The organism is Bifidobacterium sp. ESL0763, from assembly GCF_029433395.1.
Lineage (GTDB): Bacteria > Actinomycetota > Actinomycetes > Actinomycetales > Bifidobacteriaceae > Bifidobacterium.
The window spans coordinates 107,413-133,921 of sequence record NZ_JAQTHW010000001.1 but is presented as its reverse complement, the minus strand read 5'-3'; the positions used below and the strand labels follow the sequence as shown (position 1 = coordinate 133,921).

The 26,509-nt window shown below is 61.5% G+C and carries 16 protein-coding genes and 1 pseudogene; 9 read left to right on the top strand and 8 right to left on the bottom strand.

The window, feature by feature from the left end:
- Positions 1-8 precede the first annotated feature (8 nt).
- The 3 genes from PT282_RS00435 (at position 9) to trxB (ending at position 3,804) form a co-directional block, all read left to right on the top strand.
- On the top strand, positions 9-770 hold the full coding sequence (locus PT282_RS00435; RefSeq protein ID WP_277167623.1) for a DUF881 domain-containing protein: 762 nt from the start codon (positions 9-11) through the stop codon (positions 768-770).
- Between the two features lie 445 nt (positions 771-1,215).
- Positions 1,216-2,391: a class E sortase gene (locus PT282_RS00430; protein WP_374114120.1), complete on the top strand. Its 1,176-nt coding sequence runs from the start codon at positions 1,216-1,218 to the stop codon at positions 2,389-2,391.
- 444 nt (positions 2,392-2,835) lie between these two features.
- On the top strand, positions 2,836-3,804 hold the full coding sequence (trxB, locus tag PT282_RS00425) for a thioredoxin-disulfide reductase (protein WP_277167621.1): 969 nt from the start codon (positions 2,836-2,838) through the stop codon (positions 3,802-3,804).
- Positions 3,805-4,596: 792 nt separating this feature from the next.
- On the opposite strand, the gene PT282_RS00420 is transcribed toward trxB, so the two are convergent.
- From PT282_RS00420 to rpmH, 8 genes and pseudogenes are all read right to left on the bottom strand, one after another.
- Complete coding sequence (locus tag PT282_RS00420; protein ID WP_277167620.1) at positions 4,597-6,003, bottom strand: ParB/RepB/Spo0J family partition protein; 1,407 nt, start codon at positions 6,001-6,003, stop codon at positions 4,597-4,599.
- Between the two features lies 1 nt (position 6,004).
- Positions 6,005-6,949 (bottom strand): ParA family protein, encoded by a 945-nt coding sequence (locus PT282_RS00415; RefSeq protein ID WP_277167619.1) that lies wholly within the window; start codon positions 6,947-6,949, stop codon positions 6,005-6,007.
- A gap of 1,658 nt (positions 6,950-8,607) precedes the next feature.
- Positions 8,608-9,297 (bottom strand): 16S rRNA (guanine(527)-N(7))-methyltransferase RsmG, encoded by a 690-nt coding sequence (rsmG, locus tag PT282_RS00410; protein WP_277167618.1) that lies wholly within the window; start codon positions 9,295-9,297, stop codon positions 8,608-8,610.
- A gap of 461 nt (positions 9,298-9,758) precedes the next feature.
- Positions 9,759-10,301 (bottom strand): annotated as a pseudogene (locus PT282_RS00405) (protein jag); the annotation flags it as partial.
- Between the two features lie 441 nt (positions 10,302-10,742).
- Positions 10,743-11,759 carry a membrane protein insertase YidC gene (gene yidC, locus PT282_RS00400; RefSeq protein WP_277167616.1) on the bottom strand — a complete coding sequence of 339 codons (1,017 nt, stop codon included), beginning with the start codon at positions 11,757-11,759 and terminating at the stop codon, positions 10,743-10,745.
- Positions 11,759-12,049 carry a membrane protein insertion efficiency factor YidD gene (gene yidD, locus PT282_RS00395; RefSeq protein WP_277167715.1) on the bottom strand — a complete coding sequence of 97 codons (291 nt, stop codon included), beginning with the start codon at positions 12,047-12,049 and terminating at the stop codon, positions 11,759-11,761. Before yidD ends, yidC begins: the two co-directional genes overlap by 1 nt.
- Positions 12,050-12,128: 79 nt before the next feature.
- Entirely contained in the window at positions 12,129-12,611 is a 483-nt protein-coding gene (rnpA, locus tag PT282_RS00390) for a ribonuclease P protein component (RefSeq protein WP_277167614.1), read from the bottom strand.
- 17 nt (positions 12,612-12,628) lie between these two features.
- Positions 12,629-12,763: a 50S ribosomal protein L34 gene (rpmH, locus tag PT282_RS00385; protein ID WP_277167613.1), complete on the bottom strand. Its 135-nt coding sequence runs from the start codon at positions 12,761-12,763 to the stop codon at positions 12,629-12,631.
- A 655-nt stretch (positions 12,764-13,418) separates the two neighbouring features.
- Here rpmH and dnaA point away from each other — a divergent pair.
- From dnaA to PT282_RS00355, 6 genes are all read left to right on the top strand, one after another.
- Complete coding sequence (gene dnaA / locus PT282_RS00380; RefSeq protein WP_374114119.1) at positions 13,419-15,059, top strand: chromosomal replication initiator protein DnaA; 1,641 nt, start codon at positions 13,419-13,421, stop codon at positions 15,057-15,059.
- A 120-nt stretch (positions 15,060-15,179) separates the two neighbouring features.
- Positions 15,180-15,455: a hypothetical protein gene (locus PT282_RS00375; protein ID WP_277167610.1), complete on the top strand. Its 276-nt coding sequence runs from the start codon at positions 15,180-15,182 to the stop codon at positions 15,453-15,455.
- Between the two features lie 281 nt (positions 15,456-15,736).
- The gene (locus PT282_RS00370) at positions 15,737-19,882 is read left to right on the top strand and encodes a BspA family leucine-rich repeat surface protein (protein ID WP_277167609.1); all 4,146 of its coding nucleotides are present in this window, start codon (positions 15,737-15,739) and stop codon (positions 19,880-19,882) included.
- 214 nt (positions 19,883-20,096) lie between these two features.
- Complete coding sequence (locus tag PT282_RS00365; RefSeq protein ID WP_277167608.1) at positions 20,097-20,831, top strand: response regulator transcription factor; 735 nt, start codon at positions 20,097-20,099, stop codon at positions 20,829-20,831.
- Positions 20,810-23,044: a hypothetical protein gene (locus tag PT282_RS00360; RefSeq protein WP_277167607.1), complete on the top strand. Its 2,235-nt coding sequence runs from the start codon at positions 20,810-20,812 to the stop codon at positions 23,042-23,044. The genes PT282_RS00365 and PT282_RS00360 overlap by 22 nt, the downstream gene beginning before the upstream one ends.
- 317 nt (positions 23,045-23,361) lie before the next feature.
- On the top strand, positions 23,362-26,151 hold the full coding sequence (locus tag PT282_RS00355; RefSeq protein WP_277167606.1) for a BspA family leucine-rich repeat surface protein: 2,790 nt from the start codon (positions 23,362-23,364) through the stop codon (positions 26,149-26,151).
- The last annotated feature ends 358 nt before the right edge of the window (positions 26,152-26,509 follow it).

Genomic DNA, 26,509 nt, shown 5'->3' with positions numbered 1-26,509 from the left:
TGGTAATCATGGCAGCAGAACATACCGGAAGACACAAGGCGAAGCGCTCGCGCCTGGGTGGCGTGGCCGTGTTCGTCATCGTCGCGCTCTCCGGGTTCCTGCTGATGACCAACCTGCGCGTCAACAAGACCGCCGCCGTCACTTCCGACACCGCCGAACTCGTGCAGCAGCGCGTCGGCCAAGTCAACAAGCTGCAGGGGCAGGTCAAGTCGCTGGGCACACAGATCAACGACCTCAACAAGATCACCGACAGCAACGCCAGCAAGAAGGGCAACGCGAGCGAGGACGCGGGTTCTGGCACGGTGCTGCCCGCGCTGCAGGGGCCCGGCATCTCGGTGACGCTCAACGATTCGCCGCTCTGGGACCACATGGTCAACAGCTCCGGCTCGGCCTCCAACATCAACGATTACGTGATCCACCAGCAGGACATCGAGGCCGTGGTCAACGCCCTGTGGCACGGTGGCGCCGAGGCCATGATGATCCAGGACCAGCGGGTGCTCTACAATTCCGCGATCATCTGCAAGGGCAACGTGCTGATGCTGCAGGGCAAGCAATATTCCCCGCCGTACACGGTCTCCGCGATCGGGCCATCCGAGCAGATGCGCGACGCTTTGAATAATTCGAAAGCAATTCAGACCTATCAGGAATATGTGAGCGCCTTTGGTTTAGGCTGGAAGGTAGAAGACAAGGACAACCTGCGTTTTCCCGAGGCCGCGTTGCTGCAGACGTTGCGATATGCCAACGTGAACAAGAACGAGGACAAGAACTAACCATGCCCGCGGGCAGGGGTTGAGGAGCGATGTTATGAGTTACGGCGACAACGACGGCATGGGGCCCGAGGGCGCGGGTTCCGCCGGTTCCGCAGGTGCCGGGGATTCCGCAGACTTCGGATTCGTTGGGGCCTCAGGGTCCACGGGCTTCGGTTCCGCGAGCGCCGCAGGTGCCGGGCAGAGTGCCGGTCGGGGCGATGGCTTCGATGAGTCACCGGACCTCGGGAACGCCTTCGACCAGTTCGACGCGGGCGACGAACCCGACCAGGACGACATGCTCGGGCAGGCGGGATTGCTCGGCCAGCCTTCGGGGCCTTCAGGGCGTTCGGGACAGCGGCATGGCCGCCATGGCCAGCACAGCCAGGCCGGTGTGGCCGCCAGGGCGTCCAGGGAATCTCAAGCACAGTCCACGTCGAACCAGCAGGGCCAAGCCGCGACTGCCACGATGACGATGGACGCGAGCGCCGACGAACCGGGCCACTCCATATATTCTTCCCACAGCGATTACCGCCCCACGGACGGCAACGACGTCCCCGCCACCAAGCATTCCGCGTTCTGGAAGGCGCTGGGCATCGTGGCCGAGCTGCTCTTCACCCTCGCCGCCATCTGCGCGCTCTACGTGGTGTGGCAGATGTGGTGGACGGGCGTGGAGTCCGAGCACAACCAGATCGAGCAGCGGCAGTCGGTGGGTTGGAGCGACCCGAGCAGCGCGAAGCATGGCACCAAGGTGGCGCCCGCGCAGAACGGCGCGCCTCCCGTCCAGCCGAGGCAGGCCTCGTCGGGCGACCTCATCGCCCAGATCTACATCCCGCGCTTCGGCAACCAGTGGCAGCGCAACATCGTGGAGGGCACCGACATGCCCCAGCTCAACGAGCACGGCGTCGGCCACTACACGCAGTCGCAGATGCCCGGGCAGGTCGGCAACTTCGCGGTCGCGGGCCACCGCAACGGCTACGGGCAGCCGTTCGGCGACGTCGACAAGCTCGACGCCAAGGCCGGCGACACCATCATCGTGCGCACGAAGGATTATTGGTATGTCTACCAGTACACCAGCTACGAGGTCGTGACCCCGGACCAGGTGCGCGTGATCGCGCCGAACCCGCAGAACCCGTCCGCAGCGCCGACGCAACGGCTCATCACCCTGACCACCTGCGAGCCGAAGTACTCCACCCCCACCCATCGCTGGATCAGCTACGGCAAGCTCAAGTACTGGGCCAAGGTCTCCGACGGCATCCCGCAGGAGCTGGCGAAGCAGGGCGCAAACGGCAAGGTACAGTTCATCAACAACGGCAAGACCTCGCCGGTGGCGAAGCTCAGCTCGCTGATTCCGCTGATCGTCGCGCTGCTGGTCATCTACCTCGTGCTGTTCATCGCAGCCGCCATCGTGTGGCGCTGGCCGTTGCGCAAGGCGATCCGCCTCGGCGAGCACAAGAAGCCCGAACCCAGCATCTACGGCGGGCTCACCCGGCTGCAGCCCGGCATCAAGCCGCTGAGGGTGCTGCTCGTGCTTCTGCTGATAGCGGTGGCGGCGCTGGCGCTCTTCCAGTGGGCGTTCCCGTGGGCGGCGCAGAACATACCGATCCTGCATCAGATGTCGAATTACGTGGCGGTGCAGCAGTAGACAAGACCGGTTCGAGTATCGCTGCTGCGCCGTCGGGCACGGACGAGACAACTTCGCACGGAGTAGCCGAGCTAGGCGCTTGACTTGGCTTGGATACATGCCGATGATTAGGCATTCTCGCACACACTAACTCGAGAATCAAAAACGGAACTGCGGAATTCAGCCACTCTTTTTTCGTATCTCGAGTTAGTGTGTGCGCCATACCGACGCAACTCGATGCGCGAATGTCCAAATGCACACACATCCAGAAGACCAGCCATCAGGCATATCCACGCGTCCACAAGATTCATCCACAAGGTAGCTCTACAAGATGATGGCTCTACAACCATCGAATGAACCCATGCACTCGGCTTTCGAATGTCTATCCGTCACTTCGCGCAACGATGCGCGTATTCCCGTTGCGCCCAAAGCTCAGACCGCCGCTCCTGATGTTATGGTGGACGCATGGTACAAGAGCAAACTCAGCAGAACAGCGACGTGAAAGACGTCATCATCATCGGTTCGGGCCCCGCGGGCTACACGGCGGCGATCTACCTCGGCCGCGCCGGGTACCACCCGACCGTCATCGCCGGCGCCATCACGCCCGGCGGCCAGCTCGTCAACACCACCGAGGTCGAGAACTACCCCGGCTTCCCCGACGGCGTGATGGGCCCCGACCTCATGGAGAGCATGCAGAAGCAGGCCGAGAAGTTCGGCGCGGAAATCGTGTGGGACGACGTGGTGTCCGTCGATTTCGGCAAGGAAAGCGGCTCGGTCAAGACCGTCACCTGCGACCAGGGCGACGTGCTGCGCGCCCGTGCGATCGTGGTGACCACCGGCTCGGACTTCCGCAAGCTCGACGTGCCCGGCGAGAAGGAATACTCCGGCAAGGGCGTCTCCTACTGCGCCACCTGCGACGGCTTCTTCTTCCGTGGCAAGCCGATCGTGGTCGTCGGCGGCGGCGACAGCGCGTTCACCGATGCCGAGTTCCTCACCCGGTTCGGCACGTCCGTCACCATCATCCACCGTCGCGACGAATTCCGCGCCTCGAAGATCATGGTCGACCGCGCCGAGGCCAACGAGAAGATCTCGTTCCTCAAGAGCTCCGTGGTCACCGAGGTCAAGGGCGAGGACGGCAGTGCCACTTCCGTCATCGTCAAGAACGTGAAGACCGGTGAGACCAGCGAGGTGCCAGCCAACGGCGTATTCGTCGCCATCGGCCACACTCCCACCACCGCGTTCCTCGACGGCGCGCTCGACCTCGACGCCCAGGGCTACATCCAGGTGGATGGCGCCTCCACGCGCACTTCGGTGCCCGGGGTCTTCGCCGCCGGCGACGTGGTCGACAGCGTCTACCGCCAGGCCATCTCGGCGGCCGGCATGGGCTGCCGTGCGGCCCTCGACGCCCAGGACTACCTCAACTCGCTTCAGTGAGCTTGGGTTGATCGACGGTCACTGATCGGCCTGAGCCAGCTGCTTGCCGGCTAGACACGTCGACCGAAACCGAATGGGTGGCGCCATCTTTGATGATGGTGCCACCCTTTCATGTCTCCGTGGTTATTGGCGGATTATAGGCCAAGAAGTGTTGTTTTAGAATCACCATTTTAGTTTTATGACCGCGAACTCCGAATGCTGGTATCCTGCCATTCTGATTGCCGATAAAGTAGGGCAACGCTTGCCAAGCGGCTTCACGAGCATTGAGGACACCGTCCCGCCGCTTTGACCTCGTCCCTATACTCCGAGAATAGGCACGACGGCGCCCCGGCTTTCCCTGGAAGAAAAAGAACAGCATGAAACCCTTACTTCCGCAAAGCCAAACCACGATCATAAACAACACTTTTTGGCCTATAACCCTTATTGGCTGATTACTACGTCACGTGACACTCTCACGGCAGCTGTCTCAGAGAAACATCAATCAGTTCAAACCAAAATAGCAAAAAGGTCTCTTGTACCGGAGCGAAAAAGCTCCACACGCATTGTCGGGCCATACTTTTCTTGGACGGTTCTTTCGTGAACACCTACTTGCGCTCCCAGACGAGCTTCATCCCCATGTCGCAGACACACAGGTGGGTGGCACAACCCTTGGCGATTGTGCCACCCACCTGTTGCAATGGCTGCGAATTATCAAGCCACCTAAGGTGTAACACGTGATAATCACACGGCATCCGCCGAACAGAATCGGCTGATACCAGCGCTTAGTCAGTATATTCCCGTGCCTTCAACGACTCACACCCAGCCGGACTCCTTCTTATCGCCTTTGCCGGGCATCAGCAGGCCAAGGATACGGTCCATGTCCTCGGGTGACGAGAACACGATTTCAATCCGGCCGTGCTTCTTGTTGCCCTTGATGGCCACCTTGGTATCGAAACGGTTCTCCAAGTTGCGTTGGATCGGTGACTCGCTCCAAGGATTCGACTTCTTGCGGTCCTTGCGCTGCCCCTTCTCCCCGTCTTCCATCGACTTCATCGCCACGATTTCCTCGGTGCTGCGCACGGAGAGCCCCTCGGCGATGATGCGGTTGGCGAGCTTGTCCATCTCCTCGGGAGACGAAAGCCCCAGCAAAGCCCTGGCATGGCCAGCCGAAAGCACTCCCGCAGCCACTTTCTTCTGCACCGACGGCGGCAGGTTCAGCAATCGGAGCACATTCGCGATCTGCGGGCGTGACTTCGAGACCGAATGCGAGAGCTGCTCCTGGGTCAGGCCGAAATCGTCCATCATCTGCTGGTAGGCGGCGGCCTCTTCAAGCGGATTCAAGGCCACACGGTGCAGATTCTCGAGCAATGCGTCCCTGAGCATCTCATCGTCCGCGGTCGTCTTCACGATGGCGGGGATCGTCTCAAGGCCGGCGAGATGGGCAGCACGCCAACGACGCTCCCCCATGATCAGCTCGTATTCACTGTCGAAGCCCTGCTGCTTCTGCTGCACGTTCTTGCCGACAATCGTCAGCGCGCTTGGCTCCAGCTTCTGGTTCTTGGGTCGCTTGCGCACCACGACCGGCTGCAGTACGCCCACTTCCTTCAGGGAAGCAGCCAGCTCACTGAGTTCGTCCTCATCGAAGATGCTACGGGGCTGGTGTACGTTCGGTCCTATCTGGTCGAGGTGCAGTTCGGTGAGATAGCCGCCTTGGACCGACTTCAGACCTTGATCGTTGGCTGCCAGCCCGGCATCACTCGCGCTTCGCGTAACTGTTACCTTATTACCGCTACGTTTGCTCTGCTCGGCGCTATGCTTGGCTGAGGAATTGTCAAGAGCTCCGCCAAAGAAGACGTCACTGGGGCCGGCAATCCCCTCGAATGAGGGCATTGACTTCCTCTTCTTACCCTTTCCATGGGATGTTTCACGTGAAACATTGCCCTTGGCGCCCTGCTTCTTTGACTCAGTAACCTTCGATGTTTCACGTGAAACATTCGACTTCACCGTGGTCTTCTTGGTCGCAGACTTGGCCTCATCAGACTTGGAAGTCTTGCCGGTCTTCGATGTTTCACGTAAAACATTGCCTTTTGCGGTGGTCTTCTGCTTTGTCTCAGGCTTGTTCTCCTCTGCCTTTTCGGCAGACTTCGCCGCCTTGGGATCTTCTGGAAGTGCGGGGAACAACGCACCGAGCCCCTTACCTAAACGTGACTTCGATGCCATATCAGTTCCTTCCCTCTTTCTTCTTCAATGCGGCCAAAACCGACGGCGACCGCTTGGCAATTTCGAGCGCGGCCTCACGATACGAAATGGCTCCCATGCCCTTCGGATCATAGGCGATAACCGTCTGCCCGAAGCTCGGCGCCTCGGAAATCTTGACTGTTCTTGGAATCGTGGTCTTCAGGACGATGCTCGGATAGTGCTCCTTGACCTTCTCGAAGATCTCCTTGCTCAGCAACGTGCGGCGATCGAACATGGTCACCAACATCGTCGACACCAACAGAATGGGGTTGTAGTGTTCCTGCACCAGGCTGATGGTGTTGATCAGCTGCCCCAGCCCCTCGAGCGCATAGTATTCGGCCTGAATCGGAATCAGCATCTCCGTCACCGCACACATCGCGTTGATCACGAGCAGCCCTAGGCTTGGAGGGCAGTCCACGATGACATAGTCATAATGCTTCTCGCTCTGGTCCATGAATTTCTTGAGCGCATTGCGAAGGAGATTGGTGCGGTCGTCCATATCAGCGACCTCGAGCTCGGCGCCGCTGAGATCGATGGACGCCGGGACGATATCAAGGTTCGGGAAGTCAGGGCATTCCTGTTTCACTTCAGCGATGCTCTTCCTGCCTTCCAGAACGTCATAGACCGAAGGTTCTCCGGAATTGTGTTGGGCACCCAATGCAGTGGACGCATTGCCCTGGGGATCCATGTCGATGACCAGGATCTTCGAACCTCCGAGGGCCAGTGACGCCGACAGATTGACGGTGGTAGTGGTCTTCCCTACTCCACCCTTCTGATTGGCTACCGCGATGTAGCGAGTGGATTTTGGTTTGGGGAATTTCACCTTATTGAGAGCCTCATACTGGGCGGACAGTTCGGCCATCTCACTGCCGAGCGAATTGGCATCTCCGCCAAAAATCCGTCGAATGGTTTCCGCAGCAGATTCCATACACAACACTCCTACAACTGGACGCCGCTCAATCACGATTTCTGGGATTTTCACAGCACGGTTATTCCTCTAGTTATTCCAGTTTCCCCATTCGTATGGACAGAATTCCTTACTCACACGGTTGTCCACAAGGATGTGGATAACTGTGCACAACATTTGGAGATTTTGAAAATCACTTTAGCGCACCATCCTCAAACCGTTGCGACTCAACCCTTTTCGAACATTTGTACTTCTGAACCTAAAATGTGGATAACTCAAACCTGATGTGCGAAATGTGGATAACTCGATTTATTTAAGTGGATGTTTCACGTGAAACAATCCACACGACCCGCCACCAACTTCTTCGACCACTCCAGAATCTTAAACCTCAGATGTCTCATTTTTCACTTCATCTAAAGAGCCAACAATCTGTTTCTGCACTGTTAAGATTTAAAAATATTCAATTGAATTCTGAGCTGATTTAAGCCTACGCTCCGATATCCGCAGTCTCCCCAATCGCCGCTCTCAGACTCAGAGAGGCAAGTCGCTACGATAATCACATTCCTACATCCTTAATAGCTCAGACCTATGGGGCAACGGACGAAACGTGCACTTCCAGTCGTGACCTCAATTAACAAACAGGATTATAGGCAGAAACAATGGTTGTCTTTGTGTTGTCGCTAGACCGATGGGCTGCAACAAAACTGAACTTCCTCATACTAGCCTCGACAGATCAAACGTCTCTCCCCTACCTTTCGAAATGACCCAGAAGTGTTAACCGTGAGACTTCGCTACTAGAAACCTTCTCTTCCACACTGAGTGATCTTTAAAAATTTCCACAATCTAAAGCAATTGGACGCCTTTGTCAATTACTATGCTGAAACCTTCTGCACAGAATTTCTTAAAATCCGACAAACTGTCCACACCAAAAGCACTGAGACCACGCAATTGATATTAAAGCCTCGAATGTTTCACGTGAAACAATCTAAATATAGGACCGCAGTGTTCAATGAATCAACTTCTGTAAAGAGCACAAACTTATCCAACTAATATCCCAGCACCCTTATCAGCGAGCTCTTTGTTTCACATGAAGCAACGCATCACGTAGTAGACTCCCCATCAAATCATGCCTTATCTGAATCCACAGACTACATCTCTTGGTCTCAAGCATCTTCGACTCTGGAGCTCATGGCAATAAGAAACCTGGATTGGAATACTCGATTCAATGGTAACGTTCCTGAATAGATAGTTGACAGAAGAGACGATCATCCGATGTTTCACGTGAAACATTCAAACTCGAATCATCAAGAACGTAACTGGGAATTCAAGACTGCAACTCAGTTGATGGTCTTTTACCTTGGAAACCAGCTGGCTTTTCTTGGATCTTGTTGGGAGTTTAAGAAGAAACTCCGTATGGATGGAGATGGGCTAAGACTCAGTGCAGTAACATGCTGAAGATCTAGCAATCGGCTGATAAATCCAGATAGGCTCATATATAAGTACAGAGTCAAAGAACATGGGGAATGTTTCACGTGAAACATTCCCCATTCATAAGTTCATTAAAACAGCAGAAGTATTGGGCAGGCCCCTAAACCTTAGTTACAACACAACAAGACAAAGCAACGCTTCACTAATCCGATGAATTCGCCCTTGGCAACGCACTTAAGCCCTGTAAACACTCACTTCTTGTCAACGATTACGGTGTACGTCGGTTCGAATCCTTCAGCGACGGGAGCCTCCAGAGCGCGCGGATTCAGGCCGCCGTTCTTCTTGATCTCCTTCTTCGCCTTGCGGATCTCCGCTGGCGCCGAACGTCCTTTGAGGGCAATAAGCTGCCCTCCACGCCTCAGCAATGGGAGGGTCCAGGCGCTGAGCTTGGTCATGGGAGCCACAGCCCTGCACGTCACCACGGAGAACGGATGCAGTCCCCCATCATGGTGCTTGAGCTTGGCGATATAGTCCTCAGAACGCGCACGAACCACTTTTACGTTGCCAAGTTCCATCTCTTCTACGCACTCATTGAGCCAATCAACACGACGCTCCATGGGCTCGATAAGCGTCAGCTCATAATCCGGAAGGCAAGCGGCCACCACGATTCCGGGGAAACCGCCACCACTGCCGACATCGGCGATGGTCTTGAACCGTTCGTCCTCGGTCGAAGCTTCGATGAAAGGCACGATGGCCGCCGAGTTGAGGATGTGGCGTTCCCAGAGGATATCGACATCACGTGGTCCGATCAGCCCACGCTGCTCCCCTTCCTTGGCGAGCTTGCCATGGAAGATGCGCAATTTCGGCAAGGCGTCTCCGAACACATCCTGAAGGATGGTCGACGCCTCTAGCTCCTGGTCACTGTGGACTGCGATACTCATTGATGTAACTCCTGCTGGTTCCTGATACGAACTTAGCAAAACCCAGTCACAACAGTGTTTCAAAGTGCCTGCAGCGTCATCGATTATATGTACTTGTCAGCAAATGTGTCACGTGATGAATAAAAAGATCAGGACTCTACGGACACAGAAGCGGCCGTTCCCAAGGGAATCCCCTGGAAACGACCGCTTCAACACATCAAGCAATCGCAAAGAATGAGCCACTGCCACACAACGAACGGAGCCAGGAAATCTGTTCCCAGCCCCGCTTGATCCGTATCCGTCGGCCGAATCAGTCCTTCGAATCAGTCCTCATCGGCAGACTCATCGTCTGCCTCATCGGTGTCATCGTCCTCTGACTCATCGACCTCGTCCTCATCAGGACGATCATCGATGTCGTCGTCCACAGCCTCATCGACCTGGCCAGCCTCCTCAACGCCTTCAACACCCTCATCGACCTCGTCAACATCCTCAACCTCGTCGATGTCGTCATCCTCGAGGTCCTCCGGGCGCCGCTTGGCCTTGAGATAGATGGTGACGTAGCGGTGCGGCTCCTCGCCGTGGGAGCGCGACTTCAGCCCCTCCTCGCGCACCAGGTCGTGCACGACCTTGCGCTCGAAGGAGTTCATGGGGTCGAGGTTCTCGGGCTCGCCGGTCTCGCGCACCTCGTCGATGACGTCGAGCGCGATGTCGCGCAGGTGCTGGCGGCGCTTCTTGAGGTAGCCGTCGACGTCGAGGATCAGCCGGGACCGGTCCCCCGTCTTCTGCTGGACGGCGAGCCGCGTGAGCAGCTGCAGCGCGTCCACCACGTCGCCGTTGTGGCCGATGAGGTTCTTGATGTCCTCGTCGTCGTCGGCGACGATCTGCACGGTGGGCCGGTGGTTGCGGATGCCCATCTCGATGTCGCCCTCGTAATCGACGATGTCGAGCAGGCCCTCAAGATAGTCGGCGGCGATGTCGGCCTCGTCGTTGAGCTGCTCGGTCGTCTTCTCTTCGTCGTACGCCATGAATGTCTCCTTTATACCTTCGTTATCACAAGTCTAAACCATGCCCGTCGCAGCCATAAGGCCGTATCCACAACGGTCGTCCCAGCCACGCTGACGGGTACTCACCAGCCGGAACCGCTCCGACGCGGGTGACACCATCGCAACCCACGCCTCGCCGTCTCTCCGCCGAACAGCCACAAGGCCGTATCGCTAGGCAGCCGGCCGTACAAATAGACAGACTGCCCAGCCAGCTATGCAGCCAGCCAGCGAAGCACTCCACGCGACCATCCAGCCAAACACAGCCAGGCCCCACCTCGCGCAAGCCGCACCGCACAGCCACGCCGGCGCGCACCATCGAAGCAGCCATGTTGCCCTGCCTGCTAAGCCGGCCGTAAACCGCACGGCCACGCAACCCTGCCAAGCCCAGCCAGAGCCCAGCCAGCGCAGCCCATCCCGGCCCGGCTACTTCTTCTTCCGCTTGCGCTTCGGCTGCTGGCGCTGGTAGCCCTGGGTCTCGCGCTTCCTGGCGTCCTCCTCGGCCTTCTTCAGCGCCTCCTCCTCGAGCGAGATCTGGCCGGCCTTCTTGCGGCGGTTGTTCTCGTGCTCGTGGTCGCGCACCTTCTTTGCTTCGGCCGCGGGCGAACCCGGGGTCGGGAAGGTGCGGACCTGCCAGAGCGAGCGCACCATGTTGCAGATGTTGTTGGTCAGCCAGTAGACCAGCACGGCGAACGGCATGGAGACGGCGGAGAAGATGTACATGAGCGGGAAGACCCACGTCATGGTCTGCTGCATCTTGTACTGCGAGCCCTCCATGGAGGCCGCGGGCAGGTTCTTGCGCATGTTGTTGAACTGCATGTACCACATGCACAGGCACATCAGCACGGTGAAGATGCCGATGACGATCTTGCCCTGGGTGTCGGCGGTGCCGAACGTGTTGGTGACGCCGAGGCCAAAGACCTTGGTCTGCGAGAACTGCAGGGCGGTCGCCTTGTCGAAGGCGCCGAGCGCGCCGCGCGAACCGTGGGCGATATAGGGAATCGCGGAAAGCATGTAGAACATGCACATGAAGACGGGGCCCTGGATGACCATGGGCAGGCAGGAACCCATCGGGTTGACCTTGTTGTCCTCGTAGAGCTTCATGGTCTCGCGGCTCATGGCCTCTTTGCTGGCCTGGTCCTTCTTGCCCTTGTACTTCTTCTGGATGTGCATGATCTTGGGCTGCAGCGCCTGCATCTTGGTCATGGACTTCATCTGGCGGATGTAGATCGGCAGGATGATCGCGTGGACGACCAGCACCAGGCAGATGATCGAGAGCACCCACGAGGCGCCCACCTGCGCCATGCCCAGGAAGGTGAAGAACTTATGGAAGAGCCACATGATCTGGGTCATGAGCCATTCGACCGGGGTCAGGATCTTGTAGATCCAGCCGAAGAGGCCACTGTCCAGCAGGAAGTGGTTGTAGTCGGGATTGGTGAACATCAGGCCGTCTCCTTTGTGTCCGACGCCAATGGGGTCAGCCGAGGCTCCTCATGGGCACTCGACCAGGAAAATCTATAGAAAATGGAAAACTTCCGCGGCACGTCGTCGATGCCACCGAGGCTCCAGGGCCGGCAGCGCAGCAGGCGCAGGACGGCGAGCAGCGCGCCTCGGGCCGCGCCGAAACGGGCGATGGCCTGGACGGCGTAGTTGGAGCAGCTCGGGTAGTACTTGCAGCAAGGCGGGTTGTGCGCCGAGATATGGCGCTGGTACCAGCGGATGACGCCCAGCATCGCTGTGGCGACGCGGCCACGCGATGGAGCCTTGGACGCTCTCTCGCGCGACGGCACCGCGAACGACGATGGCGCCGAATCAGCGATTGACATGGTCACCCGCTCCGTCCTGCCGAACTTTCTTGGCAGATGGCACTCGCCTGCCCTTGCCACGGCCGGCGTCTGCCTTCGCGGCCGCCTTGCGTTCGATGTCGGCGAACAGCGAGCCCACCTGGGCGTCAAGCGAGGCAAAAAGGGTATGCGCAGCGCTGGGCTTGGCCCGCATCACGATGTCGCAATGCTCGGGCAGCCTTCGCTCGTACTTGCGCGCCAGCACACGGAAACGCCGCTTCACCGAATTGCGGACGACGGCGTTGCCGACGTTCTTGGAGACCGCCAGGCCGAGCCGGTGGTCGAGGCCCTGGGAACCGTTCATCCCCTTGGCCCGCTCCGACAGGCGTGGCGTCGTTTCGTAAGAAGAATCGTCGCGCACCAAAAAATGCACGACGATGTCCTTATCGGTTACTTTTCCGTGACGTCTGAGCACATGGACGAAGTCGCGATGACTTTTCAGCCGCTCCATGTCCGTGATGCCGGATGTCAGACGGCCAGGTGCTTGCGGCCCTTGGCGCGACGGCGGTTGATGACCGCGCGGCCTGCACGGGTGCGCATGCGAGCGCGGAAGCCGTGCTTCATGTGACGGCGACGGTTGTTCGGTTGGAATGTCCTCTTCATAATAATGCTCCCGGTCTTTTAGCCATGCGAAAACACGGCTCCTCATGAGTCAAGCTCTACCAAATTACTCTCACCCCTGGCCGAACGTCAAAACAGGAGCGGAATTCCGACGGTTTCGGCACCTGCCAAGCGCCGTTCGCACCGGCCTGGCGCGTGGTCTGCGTCACTGGCGACGCCATTGGGCGGACAAGGCGAAAACACTGTGATCCGTAGGAAAAGCCCTGCCTAGTTATCCACAAATTACACGAATGTTATTCACAATTCAGCGTTTTCAACACGCAAGGCTGTGGATAACTTCTTGGCGTCGGAGTAAATATTGAGTATTGCCGTTTCGTCGTATGACCAATGCGGACGCTCGCCTGCGCCCGACGACGGACGAGCGGTTCACTTAGGAGCAGAAAGGGTCACCATGGCGTATCAGTCCAACGACCCCAAATCCCAGGCGATGCAGATCTGGGACGACGCTCTGGCGATCCTGCGCAGGGACGCGTCGATGACGCCGCGCAACCAGGCCTGGCTCGAGAACGTGACGCCCGAGGGCGCGTTCGGCTCCACCATCGTGCTGTGCGTGCCGAACACCGCCACCCAGCAGGCGCTGCAGGGCGAGCTGAGCGAGCCGTTGCTGCGGGCGCTGCACCTGTGCACCGGGCAGGACATGTTCCCCGCCTTCAAGATCGTGCCCGCCTCGGCCATGCCGTCCACGTCGCCGGCCCAACCGGCTCAGGCCGAATCGCACGCCACCGGCGAACCCGGCATGGAGACCAGCGGAACCCAGCAGGGCGCGCAAGGTACGGACTCCGCCATCGACCGCAACACCGATGGTTTCTACGTGCCGCCGGCAAACGGCGCAACGACGACTTCCACGGGCGCCGACGAACGCTCCGCGGCACAGCAACACTTCTCCGGCACCGCCTCGGCGCAGATGGCGTTCGACGACCCCGCCTTCGGCGAGGACACCGGCACCGGCGCCTCCTATGCGCACTACCAGCCATCCCTCGGTTCGGCCGGACAGGAGGCCACGCCGACGATGCCGGCGGACCATGGCCAGCCGACCCAGCACGGCCAGCCCATCCAGCCGGTCGAATCGTCCCAGCGGCATTCGCCGTACGAGCCGTTCGCGCCCTCCATGCAGCGCCCGCAGGACACTCTGCCGACGCAGCGCAACGCGGGATCGGCCCCGGCCGTCCCGGCCCAGGCGCCGGAAAGCGCACAGTCCTTCGAGATCAATGACCAGCGCACCGACCGCGACCCCGAGACGCACCTCAACAAGAACGCCACCTTCGACACCTTCGTGCCCGGCGACTCCAACCGCTTCGCGCGCACCGTGGCGCTGGCGGTGGCCGAGGGCAGCGGCAAGGACTTCAACCCGCTGTGTATCTACGGCGGCTCCGGGCTGGGCAAGACCCACCTGCTGAACGCCATCGGCAACTACGCGCTGGTCAAGGACCGCAACCTCAAGGTGCGCTACGTCACCAGCGAGGAGTTCACCAACGAGTTCATCGAGGCGCTGCAGAACCCGAACCAGAGCCAGGGCCAGATCGCCGCGTTCAACCGCCGCTACCGCCAGGTGGACGTGCTGCTGATCGACGACATCCAGTTCCTGGGCGGCAAGGAAGCGACGCTGGACCAGTTCTTCCACACCTTCAACGCGCTCTACCAGGCCAACAAGCGCATCGTCATCGCCTCCGACGTGGCGCCCAAGAACCTCAAGGGCTTCGCCTCCAGGCTCATCTCGCGCTTCGAATCCGGCCTGACCGTCGACGTGAAGCCGCCGGACCTGGAGACCCGCATCGCCATCCTGCGCATGATGGCCTCCGTGAACCGCTCCAACATCCCCAACGACGTGCTCGACCTGATCGCCGAACGCTTCACCGAGAACATCCGCGAGCTGGAGGGCGCGCTCACCCGCGTCACCGCCGTGGCGAGCCTCAGCAACCAGCCGGTCTCGCGCGCCCTGGCCGAGCAGACGCTGCAGGACTTCTTCACCACCGACGTGGAGATCAAGCCGACTGACATCATCGGCCAGGTGGCCAAGTACTTCCACCTGACCTTCGACGACCTCGTGGGCAGGGCGCGCACCAAGAACGTCGCCCTGGCGCGGCAGATCGCCATGTACCTGGCCCGCGAGATGACCAGCATGAGCCTGGTCAACATCGGCGAGGTCTTCGGCGGGCGCGACCACACCACCGTGATGCACGCCTACACCCGCATCTCCGGCGAGATGCAGGAGAAGCAGGAAATCTACAACTACGTGATGGAGCTGACGGTCCGCCTCAAGCAGCGCCCCAGCGACTGACGGTTCCGGGGGTCTGCGGCGTGGCCGGCGAAGCAGCCGGTGGCACAACGACCCATGCCAGCCAAAACCGCCTATGCAAAGAGATCCGCGGGCACGACGACCTACAGCATGGATACGAATATGACGACCTGGAGCAACGAAGCCAATCAGGTCGGCAGGACGATGAACCGAGCGGGACAAAGTATGGGACATCCCTGGCCAAGCGATAGGCGCAGGATTCGACAGAACAACCGGCAGAACTATCGGCGGCGACACTCCCTTGCATCGATGGACTCCCTAAAAATAGTTGAAAAGGAATGGTTTGACGGCAATTATGTAATTGTTTTGCAAATCTTTTCACCGACCGGAAAAAAAAACACATCATTAACGGCTATTGGCCATTCGTGGCGACGTTAGACATTCGTCTACTTAAGGAAAATCCGTATCGCGAAATGTTTACCTCGATGCTATTCTATGACAGATTAAACTATTCATTTCTATACTTTCTGTATATTTTACGTCTCCTTATATGCTGCGCAGCCGCCGGATACTCTGTCAGATGTAGATGTTTGTTTTACAAAACGAATTCCCCCACATGCCCGCGGGGAACGGTTCCGCAAGTCGTTACTGAGGAGCCAAGTGCAGATAGGAATGGAATGAGAAAGACATGGAAAGCCGCGGTCGGCATACTGGCCGCGATGGCAACACTGGCGGCACCTGCCATGGCCGACGCCAACAGCGTGAGCTCCGGTTCCGGGCAGGCGCAGAGTCGTGCGGCGAACACTGTGGGCACGCAGAACGCGATTGCCTGCACGGGCACGACCCAGGCGGCCGCCGCGAACGGCTATGCCGGCTGGACCAAGGAAGACACCGTGGACGGCTGCGCGCTGGCCGTCAAGGCCGAAGGCGCGAACAACAGGATGCCTTCCAACGCGATCACCAATGACGTGCAGCACATCATCTTCATCGGCCCGACCAAGACCAAGCTGGACGCACAGGACCAGAACAGATCCAATCATATCTTCGGCGCACACAACAATCTGGTGACGTTCAACGGCAACGGATTCCTCGACACCTCCGCGCTCAACGACATGTCCTCCATGTTCTCCTCCGACACGGCGCTGACCCAGGTGAACGCCAGCGGCTTCGACACCTCCCACGTCACGAAGATGGGCGCCCTGTTCAGCGGAGATTTCATGCTGCGACAGGTCAACCTCAGCGGGTTCGACACCTCCAAGGTCACCGACATGAGTCACATGTTCGACGTGGCCTTGCGCCTGGAACAGATCATCGGGCTGGACGGGTTCGACACCTCCAAGGTCACCAACATGCAATTCATGTTCGCGCATGCGGGCGAAACCAGCGAATCCGGCGCTACGCAGCCAATCGACCTGGACCTGTCCAATTTTGACACCGGGAACGTGACGGACATGTCCAGCATGTTCGCCGATTCGGGCGTGCGAAGCATCAAGGGACTGGAGAATCTCAACACCTCACAGGTGAGATCCATGTCCCAGATGTTCTCGAGCAACCTCTATCTGAAGACGATGGACCTCTCCGGCTGGAACATGCTCAGCGTCTCCTCGCCGATCACCCTGCCCGACAACCTGAACCAGATCACCCTCGGCCCGCGCAACTCCCTGCGCGCCGCAAGCTTCTACGACTCCAACAGCAGGTGGGCGCAGGTGCTGCCGGAAGCGGCCGACCACGACGTCTCCTACACCACGACGACGCTGGCGATGCGCACCAACAGCACGGGCACCTACGTCCTGCAGAACAAGCGCACCCTGAGCCTGACAAGCGACACTCCGGAAGGCTACGTGCTGGTGGGCTCGACCGATCCCGTGCAAAGCTACGGATATGACGCTCACCAGAACGTGCCCAACGGCATGGGTGGCACGGCCAACGTCGACGCCCACTACACCGGCGTCAAGGCCCCCGCCAACGGATTCTCCATCCAGTACATGAACGGCCGCCGCATCTCGAAGGACTTCACGTTCAACGGCTGGTCCGGCGACAACAGGACCTACCAGCCCAACGACCCCGTGGACATGGCCTCCGGCAACAAGACCTTCAGTGCGAAATGGACGAAGAACCGCGATTCGCGTGAGCTCAACGACGCCTACATCGATGGCTCCACCCTCCACAAGGACAACTACACCAACGCCACCTGGACCGTCTTCCACAATGCGATGACCGCCGCCGACAACGTGCTCAACGACGGCAGCAAGACCCAGGCGGACGTCAACAAGGCGCTGAGCGACCTCAAGGACGCGCGCAACAAGCTGCAGATGGTCCCCAACAAGGAAACGCTCCAGTACCTCTACGACGAGACCGGCAAGCTGAACCAGGGCGACTACACCCCCGCGACCTGGACCGAACTGCAGAACAAGCGCGACAAGGCGCAGCAGGTGCTCAACAACACGAACGCCACGAACGCCGAGGTGACCGACACGTTCAAGGCGCTGAGCAAGGCCAAGGACAACCTGCAGAAGAAGGGCGATCTCACCGCCCTCCAGGCCGCGATCGACAAGGCCAGGCAGGAGCAGCAGGCCGGCTACACCGCCGACTCCTGGACCAACCTCCAGACCGCACTCGCCGCCGCCGAGAACGTCAAGGGCAATGAGAACTCCACGTCTTCCGACGTCGACACGGCCCTCAACAACCTGAACGACGCGCTCAACAAACTGCGGGTCGACAAGTCCCGCCTCGTGGCCGCCATCGGCATGGCCCAGGGCAAGCACCAGTCCGACTTCACCGCCGCCTCCTGGAACGCCCTCAAGGACGCCCTGGACCACGCGACCGACGTGGCCGCGGACGCCGACGCCACCAAGAACGACGTCCAAGACGCCACCGATAAGCTGAACGACGCGCTCGCCGGCCTCATGGTCGACAAGTCCGAGCTGCAGGCCGCCGTCAACCAGGCCAAGCAGGACCATCCCGCCGGCTCCACGGCCGACAAGGACAAATACACGCCCGGCTCGCTCGACCAGCTGCAGAACGCCATCAGCGCCGGCCAGACGGTGCTCGACAAGCCCAACCCCACCAAGAACGAGGTGGACACGGCGAAGCAGAACCTGCAGAACGCCTTGAACAACCTGGCCGAGAAGGGCAACAAGACGCCCCTGCAGAACCTGGTCAACCGGTACAAGGACAACAAGCAGGCCGACTTCGACCCGAGTGACGCCACCCAGTGGCCCGCGTTCACCAACGCGCTGCAGCACGCCAAGGACGTGATCGACGACGCGAACGCGACCCAGGCCGATGTGAACGCCGCGATGGCCGGCCTGGTCAACGCCGCCAACGCCCTGGTGCCCAACGGACGCCAGGACCTCGCCGACGACGTGGCCGAGACCACCCCGAACAAGAACAAGTACACCGCCGCTTCCTGGCAGCCCGTGCAGACCGCCATCGACCACGCCAACGACGTGATCGCCACGACGCCCGCACCCACGGCCGCCGAGGTCGGCGCAGCCAAGCAGCAGCTCGACCAGGCCAAGCTCGGCCTCGTCGCCAAGGGTGACCGCACCGCCCTGGACGCGCTGCTGAGCCAGGCCCACCACGACTATCCCGCCTCGGACCAGGGCAAGTACCTCCCGAACAGCTGGAATGCCCTGCAGAACGCCATCAACGCCGCCACCAACCTGCCGGCCGACGCGACGCAAGGCCCGATCGACCAGGCCAAGCAGAACCTGCAGAACGCGATGAACGCCATGACCAAGGTGCCCAGCAAGACGGTCCTGCAGAACATGTACAACCAGTACAAGGCCAACAGGCAGAACGACTTCGACCCCGCCAACTGGCCCGCGTTCACCAACGCGCTGCAGCACGCCAAGGACGTGCTCGACAATGCGAACGCCAGCCAGACCGACGTGGACGACGCCCTCGCAGGCCTGATCAACGCCGCCAACGCCTTGGTGCCCAACGGACGCCAGGACCTCGCCGACGCGGTCGCCGCGATCATCGGCCAGCAGAACAAGTACACCACCGGCTCCTGGCAGCCCGTGCAGACCGCCATCGACCACGCCAACGACGTGATCGCCACCACGCCTGCGCCCTCCAAGGCGGACGTCGACCAGGCCAAGCAGCAGCTCGACCAGGCCATCGCTGGTCTCATCGCCAAGGGTGACAAGACCGTGCTGAACCAGGTGATCGACAACGCCAACCAGAAGCTGCCGAACCAGAGCAGGTACACCCCCGGCTCCTGGAGCGCCTTCCTGGCGGCCCTGGCGAACGCCAAGAGCGTCAAGAACGACCCGAACGCCACGCAGAGCACCATCGACAACGCCTGGCAGCAGCTGGTCGACGCGATCACCAACCTCGAACCGGTCGCCGCCGACAACGGAGGCTCCGGCAACAACGGCGGTGGCTCCGATAACGGAGGCGGCGACGGCAACGGCGGTGGATCCGGCAACAGCTGGCAGTACACGACCGTGCTGGCGGGCCGTTCCCCGGTCTACTACATCTCCCGCGCGTTCCAGTCGTCCGGCACCACCCTGAACGGCGCCGACACCAACGCCACCGTCACCCCGAAGAGGTCCGACACCTCCACCAACCGCAAGCACAGCTCCAAGGGCGGCAAGGCCTGCGTGAACAGCGACGGCGACATCGTCGAGATGTCCGCGTGGACCACGGGCACCGTCAGCGAGGCGAAGCTCCCCCGCTGCTCGGTCCCCAAGGCGACCACCACCGCGAGCGCCACGCACCATCCGAGCTGGCTGTGGCTGCTGTTGCTGCTGCTCGTCGTCGCGGTCGTCTGCGGCGCGGTGTGGTATGAATACAACCGCCGCAACGAGGAGGAATACGCCGTGGTCGGCGCACAGCACCACACGGAGTCCCGTTGATGATCCCGGCCGGGCAATGACACGCTAGCCCGGCCACCGATTCGTCCCATCGAAACAGGATTCGGTGGGACGAATTCGTATTGTATACACTTGCCGTCAGAGACCGAGGCTGACTACACTGGTAAGCGACAGTGACCCACGCCACAATCGCGAGACCGGCGCACGCCACACCATCGTCCATACCAACGGCCACACAGCCCCTAAGGAGTCCAAGATGCCCACCAACGGGGGGAACACACCAATCAACAACGATGCGACGACCATGCCGTCAGGAGCGGGTGGCCAGGGCGCCGGCAACAGGCCGTTGCGCCTCGCGGTGACCGACAACGACAACTTCGCCCTGATGACGATGGCCAACCTGCTGCCCCGCATCATTCCAAACTGCGAGGTGATCTGGAGCTCCACCTCCGCCACCGAGACCATCACGAAGGCCGCCGATCCACATTCGATGCCCGACGTGCTCATCCTCGACATGTCGCTGAGCTCCAGCTACACGGGCCCCGACGTCTGCCGCGCCATCCGCAGGGCGACCCCCAAGGTGAGGATCCTCGGCATCACCTCCTACTCCCTGGAGCACTACGCGGCCGACTTGGCCTCCGCCGGCGCCCAGGGGCTGGTCTCGAAATCCGACATCCCCCAGATCCAGGCGGCCCTGCGCGCCATCTCTCAGGGCAACACCTACTCGTCGCTCAACAACGTCCGCTTCGAGGACGCCACTCTCGCCTACGACCACATCAGCCGCGAGCCGTCCGACGCCAAGGTGAAGCTGACCGCCCACGAGGAGCGGATCCTCGACCTGCTGGCGCACGGCAAGCGCTACAAGCAGATCGCAGACGAGCTGGGCACCAGCGACTCCTCCATCCGCACCGGGGCCCACCGGGCGATCAAGAAGCTGGGCGCCTCCACCCTGAGCCAGGGTGTGGGCATATGGATGCTGGAGCGCCGGTGAGTTCGGACGGCACGCCGGAAAAGAGCGGTCCGCCTTCGGACGCGAACGCGTTCCGGCACCTGGCAGCAGGCCTGGGAAGGCTGGTGCGTGCCGACCGTCCAACGGCCGCTGTAGCGCTTGTGAGCGCCCTGCTGGTGCTGTGCATCGCGACGTTCGGCAACCTGTTCACCGCGGCCGGCGCCGGAAGCATGATGACCGCGGTGCTTGCCGTGCCCCTGCTCTCCTGTCTCGTCCTGCCGGTGGGCGGACCCATCATCACCTTTGTGTCGACGCTGATGGTCTCGCTGCTCGTCAGCGCCTACGAGGTCCAGAGCGACTACCCCGTCGCGGATTCCAGCTGGACGAACGTTCTGGTCGCGTTCCTCGCCTCCGGGCTGATGCTCGGTTTTCTGAGGCGTTGGGTGAAGACCGGCGCCGTGCTTCCCCTGCTGGTCACGGTCAACGGCGTGCTCACCGTCATCTACAGCAACGTCTCCGGCACGGGCCCCGCGATGCCCATCGACACGGGCCTGTTCGCCGTGATCGTGGTGTTCCTCTGCCCGTGGCTGCTGGGCCGCCTGGCCAGGCAGCAGCTCGAAATCCGCCATGCCGAGGAGACCACCAGCCAGCTGCGACGGACCACCTTCCAACTGCAGCAGGCGGATCGCGACCACCGGATGGCCGAGCAGATCCACGATTCGGTCTCCAGGATCCTGCGTTCGATCATCGCGATCACCGACGGCGCTGACGGCGATACGGAGGACGGGCGCGCCCAGGTCTCTTCGGAAGCAAAGCAGGCCCTCAACCGCACGCACGAGGTCATCAACCTGCTCGACGAAGACAAGATTCCGGATTCGAGCGATACCGGTTGCGGCGCAGGGCCCCGCACTGACGCGGGAGCCATGGAGACGGCGAACGGAACCGCGGTCGGACCAACCGCGAGCGCCCGCGCACCGCAGACCACGCCGCGCAAGGCCCGTCACGGGTCAGGGGCGGTGCAGCCACAAGGCACGTCCGCGCCGCCTCGCCGCGTCGGCGCCACCGCCCTGTCGCGCAGGCCCACTCACGGATCGCGCCTCGTCCGCGCCGACCGGCTCACCCTGACCACCACGGCGGCGAGCATCCTGCTGACAGTCGTGTGCGGGTTCTTCGACGGGGCCTTCACACAGCCGGACTACACCGCGAACCTGCTGGCGTCGAGCCTGCTGACCCTCTCCTCGATGGTCCTGCCCACGGCGGGCCCGGCGGCCACGTTCGTCCTCAGCGCGGTCGGGGCGATGGTGCCGCGCATCCCACGCACGATCGTCTACATACCGGCCATCACCAGCGGCATGCTGCTGGGCCGTTCGCGCCGCGGCAGGTCGTGGAGTCCGGCGCTGTGCGTCACCCTGACCGCGCTGATCTTCTGCGACTTCGCCGCCCTCGGCCGCGCGCATATCGACACCCTGCTGTTGCTGGGACTGATCTACATGGGCCCCTGGCTCATCGGCCGCTACGCCCGGGTCGAGGGCGAGCTGAGCCGGACCACCCGGGAGAACGGGCGGCTGGCCCAACAGACCGACAGACTCAACAAGGAGCGGCACGACCGCGTGCTCGCCGAGGCGCTCCACGACTCCATCACCAACGAGCTCTCCTCGATCATCCTGCTCACCGACAACCCCACCGGCGGCTGGAACCGCGACGAGGCCAGGCTGGCGAACGAGAAGGCGCACGGCGCGTTGAGGAACATCGACGAGGTCATCGCCCTGCTCAACGGCGACAACCGTCTCGGCGAGGCGGCCGAAGAGGCGGCGCAGGACGTGCGCGAGTGGCTGCTCGGCCGGTGCGCGCACGAGGATTCGTCGCTGCACGCGCTGGGCTACGTCGGCACCTCGCAGGTGCGGGGCGACCTGGGCGAGGGCCTTGAGGTCAACATGGACGCGCTGCATTGCACGGACCACCTGCTCACCGAGGTCTACACCAACATCATCCGCCACGCGCGGCCGGGCACCGACCAGTACGTGCTCATCGCCAGCCTCGAGGGCGGGTGCCTGCGCATCATGGAGACCAACGACTGCACCGGCAACGTCAGCGGTTTCGGGCAGGTGGCCCACGGCAAGGGCATCGGCCTGCACCAAGAGGCGATCGAGGCGCTGGGAGGCACCTTCGAGACCGCATCAGAAGAGGGTTCCTGGATCATCAACTGCATGATCCCGCTCGCCGCCAAACAGAGGAACCAAGCTGCAATCGATTAACAGTGAAGATATGGTGAATGTTGTTTATTTAGATATTTGATATAAAACTGTCCAACAGATTTTCCCCGATCTTCTCATAACTAGACAAATGTCCGCCCTCGTCAATGATTGAGCCATAATGCACGCCCACAGAGACCTTTACCGACGCAAAAATCCTATCGGTTTCCACAAATATTGAGACAAACGTCGTCATGCGCCGGATTATCCCAATCAGATAGTCTGGCGTGACACAATATGATGCGTTTTGCGTCATTTGCCGTCGAAATCCCTGCGACCAGCGATGTCGCGGCCGAACGACCAAGCCGATGAGGGAAGCCATGAAGAAGAATCGGAAAGCCATGATTGGCGCGCTGGCGGCGATCGCCATGCTGGCCGCCCCGGCGCTGGCCAACGCCGCCGAAGCCGACGCGGACGCCGGCCAGGCGAGGCCGCAGGCCCAGGTCCAGGCCACTCCCGCACCGATGCGCTGTGTCGCGCCGCTCTCGGCCCCCGCCGCCGGCGGACGCGCCGGATGGCGGAAGTCCGACACCGCCGAGGGCTGCACCCTAACCGTCAAGGCCGAGGGCGCCGACAACATGATGCCCAACGCCGTGAGCAACGAGGTGCAGCACGTCACCTTCGCTGGCCCCACCAAGACCGTGTTCAGCAATGCCGCCGGTCTCAATCTCAGCTACAAATCCAACCTGGTGACGTTCACGAGCGCGAACATGGTGGACTCCTCGCCATTGGCCAGCATGTCCCACCTGTTCATGGTGGACCCGTCGCTCGAACGGATCGACCTCACCGGCTTCGACACCAGCCGCGTCACCACCATGGACAACATGTTCTACGGCGACGTGTCCCTGCGAAGCCTCGACCTGGGAAACTTCGACACCGCCAACGTCACCACCATGGATAGCATGTTCGCCGGCTGCCATCTCCTCGGCCAACTCAGCATCGGCAGCTTCGACACCGCCAACGTCACCACCATGGATAGCATGTTCTCCGGCGACGTGTCCCTGCGAAGCCTCGACCTGAGAAACTTCGACACCGCCAACGTCACCACCATGGCAAGCATGTTCTCCGGCTGCCATCTCCTCGGCCAACTCACCATCACCGGCTTCGACACCGCCAACGTCACCACCATGCAAAACATGTTCGCCGGGCTCAACCGCAACGGCGGCACCCCCATGGCCCTCGACCTTTCCAGCTTCCGCACCGGCAACGTGGAGAACATGAGCGGCATGTTCTCGAACGCCAAGGTAAGCGCCGTTCCAGGTCTCGGCGCCTTCGACACCGGCAAGGTGAGGTACATGTCCAAGATGTTCTCGACGAGCTCCCTGACCGCCCTGGACCTGTCCGGCTGGGACATGACCAAGACCCAGGCTTCCCCGGGCTGCCCACTGCCACCGGGCCAGGCCCCTCCCAGCGCGATCTGGCTGCCTGCTGGCCTCACCCAACTCACCGTCGGTCCGGCCACCCGCCTGGACGCCGGCAGCAGCTTCTCCTCCACCGCATCCACGTTCACCTGGACGCAGGTGACCGGCCCGTCGTCCGGCTTCGACCACGATGCGTCGTACACCACCTCGCAGCTGGCCGATCGGGTCAACGCCGCCTCCGCCGGCAGCTCCGGCACCTATCTGCGGCAGGTGAAGCGGAGTGTGACGCTGAACAACGGGACGCCCCCGAGCGGATATTCGGCGGCCACCATACCGCCGTCCGGCCCCGCGCCGCTGGTCGCCACCGGCTATGACGCCGACAGGGACCTGCCCGATGGAAACGGCGGCACGACGCGCGTCGCCACGCGCCCCACGAAGGTCAGGCTGCCCGGCAACAGCTGGTACATCATCACCTACGTCAACGGAGGCCGCGAGACCAAGGACTTCACCTTCGACGGGTGGAAGGACGAGACGGCCAACAAGGTCTACCAGCCCGGAGACGTCATCACCCTCTCCTCGGACACCCTTGCGCTGAAGGCTGTCTGGACCAGTACCGGAAGGGATTCCAGGGACCTCAACGACGAGTACCTCAACGACCGGGGAATAACGGACGACCATTATTCCGAGGCCACGTGGAACGCGTTCCGGACGGCCCTGCGCGCCGCCGACAACGTGCTCGACGACGGAAGCAAGGGGCAGGCCGACGTCGACACGACCCTGCGCGACCTGCGCGACGCCAAGGCGAAGCTCGACAGGTCCCCGTTGCAGATATTGGCCGACAACGCCAACGGACTCGTCCAAGGCGACTACACCAGCGACTCGTGGAACGGCCTGCAGGCCGCGCTGTCCGACGCGGAAACCGTGCTTGGCAAGCATAACCCGACCCAGGCGGAGATCTCCGCGGCCACCAACCGCCTGACCGGCGCCATGAAGGCCCTGGAGCGTCGGAACCCCAACGGCCGGAACAAGGCCGCGTTGACCGCCGCCATCGGCGAGGCGGCGCACAAGGAACAGGTCGGCAACAACGACCGGTACGACATCTCCTCGTGGGCACGGTTCATCGACGCCCTGGACCTGGCGGAAAGCACGCAGAACGACCCGAACGCGACGCAGAGCACCATCGACAACGCCTGGCAGCATCTGATCGACGCCATCGCCGGCCTCGAGCCGATCTCGGGTCACAGCAGCCAGGGCGAGACGGGCAGGCCGAATGGCTCGGGCGCGGGCCACGGAACCCAAAACGGCACCATCGGCTCCGGCGGATCCGGTCATCAGGGCGACGCGGGCGCGAATGGTGGCAGACACGGTCGTTCCGGCTCGTCCAACGGCAACGCCCGTGGTGGCGTGCAGACCTCGGCGCAGCGTGGGCCGGCGCTGTTCGGAGAGGAATGGCCGGTGGCCACCGCCGAGGGCGCGACCCTCGACAGCCAGCATGACTCGTCGGGCACCGGCGCCCACAAGCGCGTCAACCATGTCGGCAAGCGGCGCGACGCCGGGACAGCGAACACGAACGGCGACGCCGAAGCCGACCCGGGCAGCACGTCTGCGCGGCGGGCATCCGGCTGGGCGGGGATCATCGCTTTGGTGGTCCTGATCGCCGCCGTATGCCTGATTGTCTGGCAGGTCCGCGCGCGCAGGGCCGGCGGCCGGACCGACGACACGGGCGCGGATGGCCCTATCGGGTACTGAGCGGCAAAGACGCCGGAAACGGCGGATACGGGCGACGCCGGCCGGGCCGTGGCGTCGCCACATGACGCGACGGTCCGGAATCCCATGCGGTCGTCATCTCAGAGCATGATCCGGCGCTACTGCACACTGCGAAGTGTCAGAGCCACAAGTATGCCTGTCTGCACGCCATTGCCCCATGGCAGGGCGCTCGACGGCGAGCTTGAGGCCGCGTCGCGCACAGGGACTCTGCCGGCCGAAAAGACCGCATCCAGGAGAACGCCATCCAGGACGGCATTCGCGCGATTTCGCCGTTGTCCACCGCGCGACACACCGGGTGTGGAAAGAATACGACGAAAAGTTATCCACCGATTTATGCACA

Coding starts and splice junctions, on each gene's coding strand:
- PT282_RS00435 (WP_277167623.1), top strand. CDS start 9: ATGGCAGCAGAACATACCGGAAGACACAAGGCGAAGCGCTCGCGCCTG.
- PT282_RS00430 (WP_374114120.1), top strand. CDS start 1,216: ATGACGATGGACGCGAGCGCCGACGAACCGGGCCACTCCATATATTCT.
- trxB (WP_277167621.1), top strand. CDS start 2,836: ATGGTACAAGAGCAAACTCAGCAGAACAGCGACGTGAAAGACGTCATC.
- PT282_RS00420 (WP_277167620.1), bottom strand. CDS start 6,003: ATGGCATCGAAGTCACGTTTAGGTAAGGGGCTCGGTGCGTTGTTCCCC.
- PT282_RS00415 (WP_277167619.1), bottom strand. CDS start 6,949: ATGGAATCTGCTGCGGAAACCATTCGACGGATTTTTGGCGGAGATGCC.
- rsmG (WP_277167618.1), bottom strand. CDS start 9,297: ATGAGTATCGCAGTCCACAGTGACCAGGAGCTAGAGGCGTCGACCATC.
- yidC (WP_277167616.1), bottom strand. CDS start 11,759: ATGTTCACCAATCCCGACTACAACCACTTCCTGCTGGACAGTGGCCTC.
- yidD (WP_277167715.1), bottom strand. CDS start 12,049: ATGCTGGGCGTCATCCGCTGGTACCAGCGCCATATCTCGGCGCACAAC.
- rnpA (WP_277167614.1), bottom strand. CDS start 12,611: ATGGAGCGGCTGAAAAGTCATCGCGACTTCGTCCATGTGCTCAGACGT.
- rpmH (WP_277167613.1), bottom strand. CDS start 12,763: ATGAAGAGGACATTCCAACCGAACAACCGTCGCCGTCACATGAAGCAC.
- dnaA (WP_374114119.1), top strand. CDS start 13,419: ATGTTCCCCGCCTTCAAGATCGTGCCCGCCTCGGCCATGCCGTCCACG.
- PT282_RS00375 (WP_277167610.1), top strand. CDS start 15,180: ATGACGACCTGGAGCAACGAAGCCAATCAGGTCGGCAGGACGATGAAC.
- PT282_RS00370 (WP_277167609.1), top strand. CDS start 15,737: ATGGCAACACTGGCGGCACCTGCCATGGCCGACGCCAACAGCGTGAGC.
- PT282_RS00365 (WP_277167608.1), top strand. CDS start 20,097: ATGCCCACCAACGGGGGGAACACACCAATCAACAACGATGCGACGACC.
- PT282_RS00360 (WP_277167607.1), top strand. CDS start 20,810: ATGGATGCTGGAGCGCCGGTGAGTTCGGACGGCACGCCGGAAAAGAGC.
- PT282_RS00355 (WP_277167606.1), top strand. CDS start 23,362: ATGAAGAAGAATCGGAAAGCCATGATTGGCGCGCTGGCGGCGATCGCC.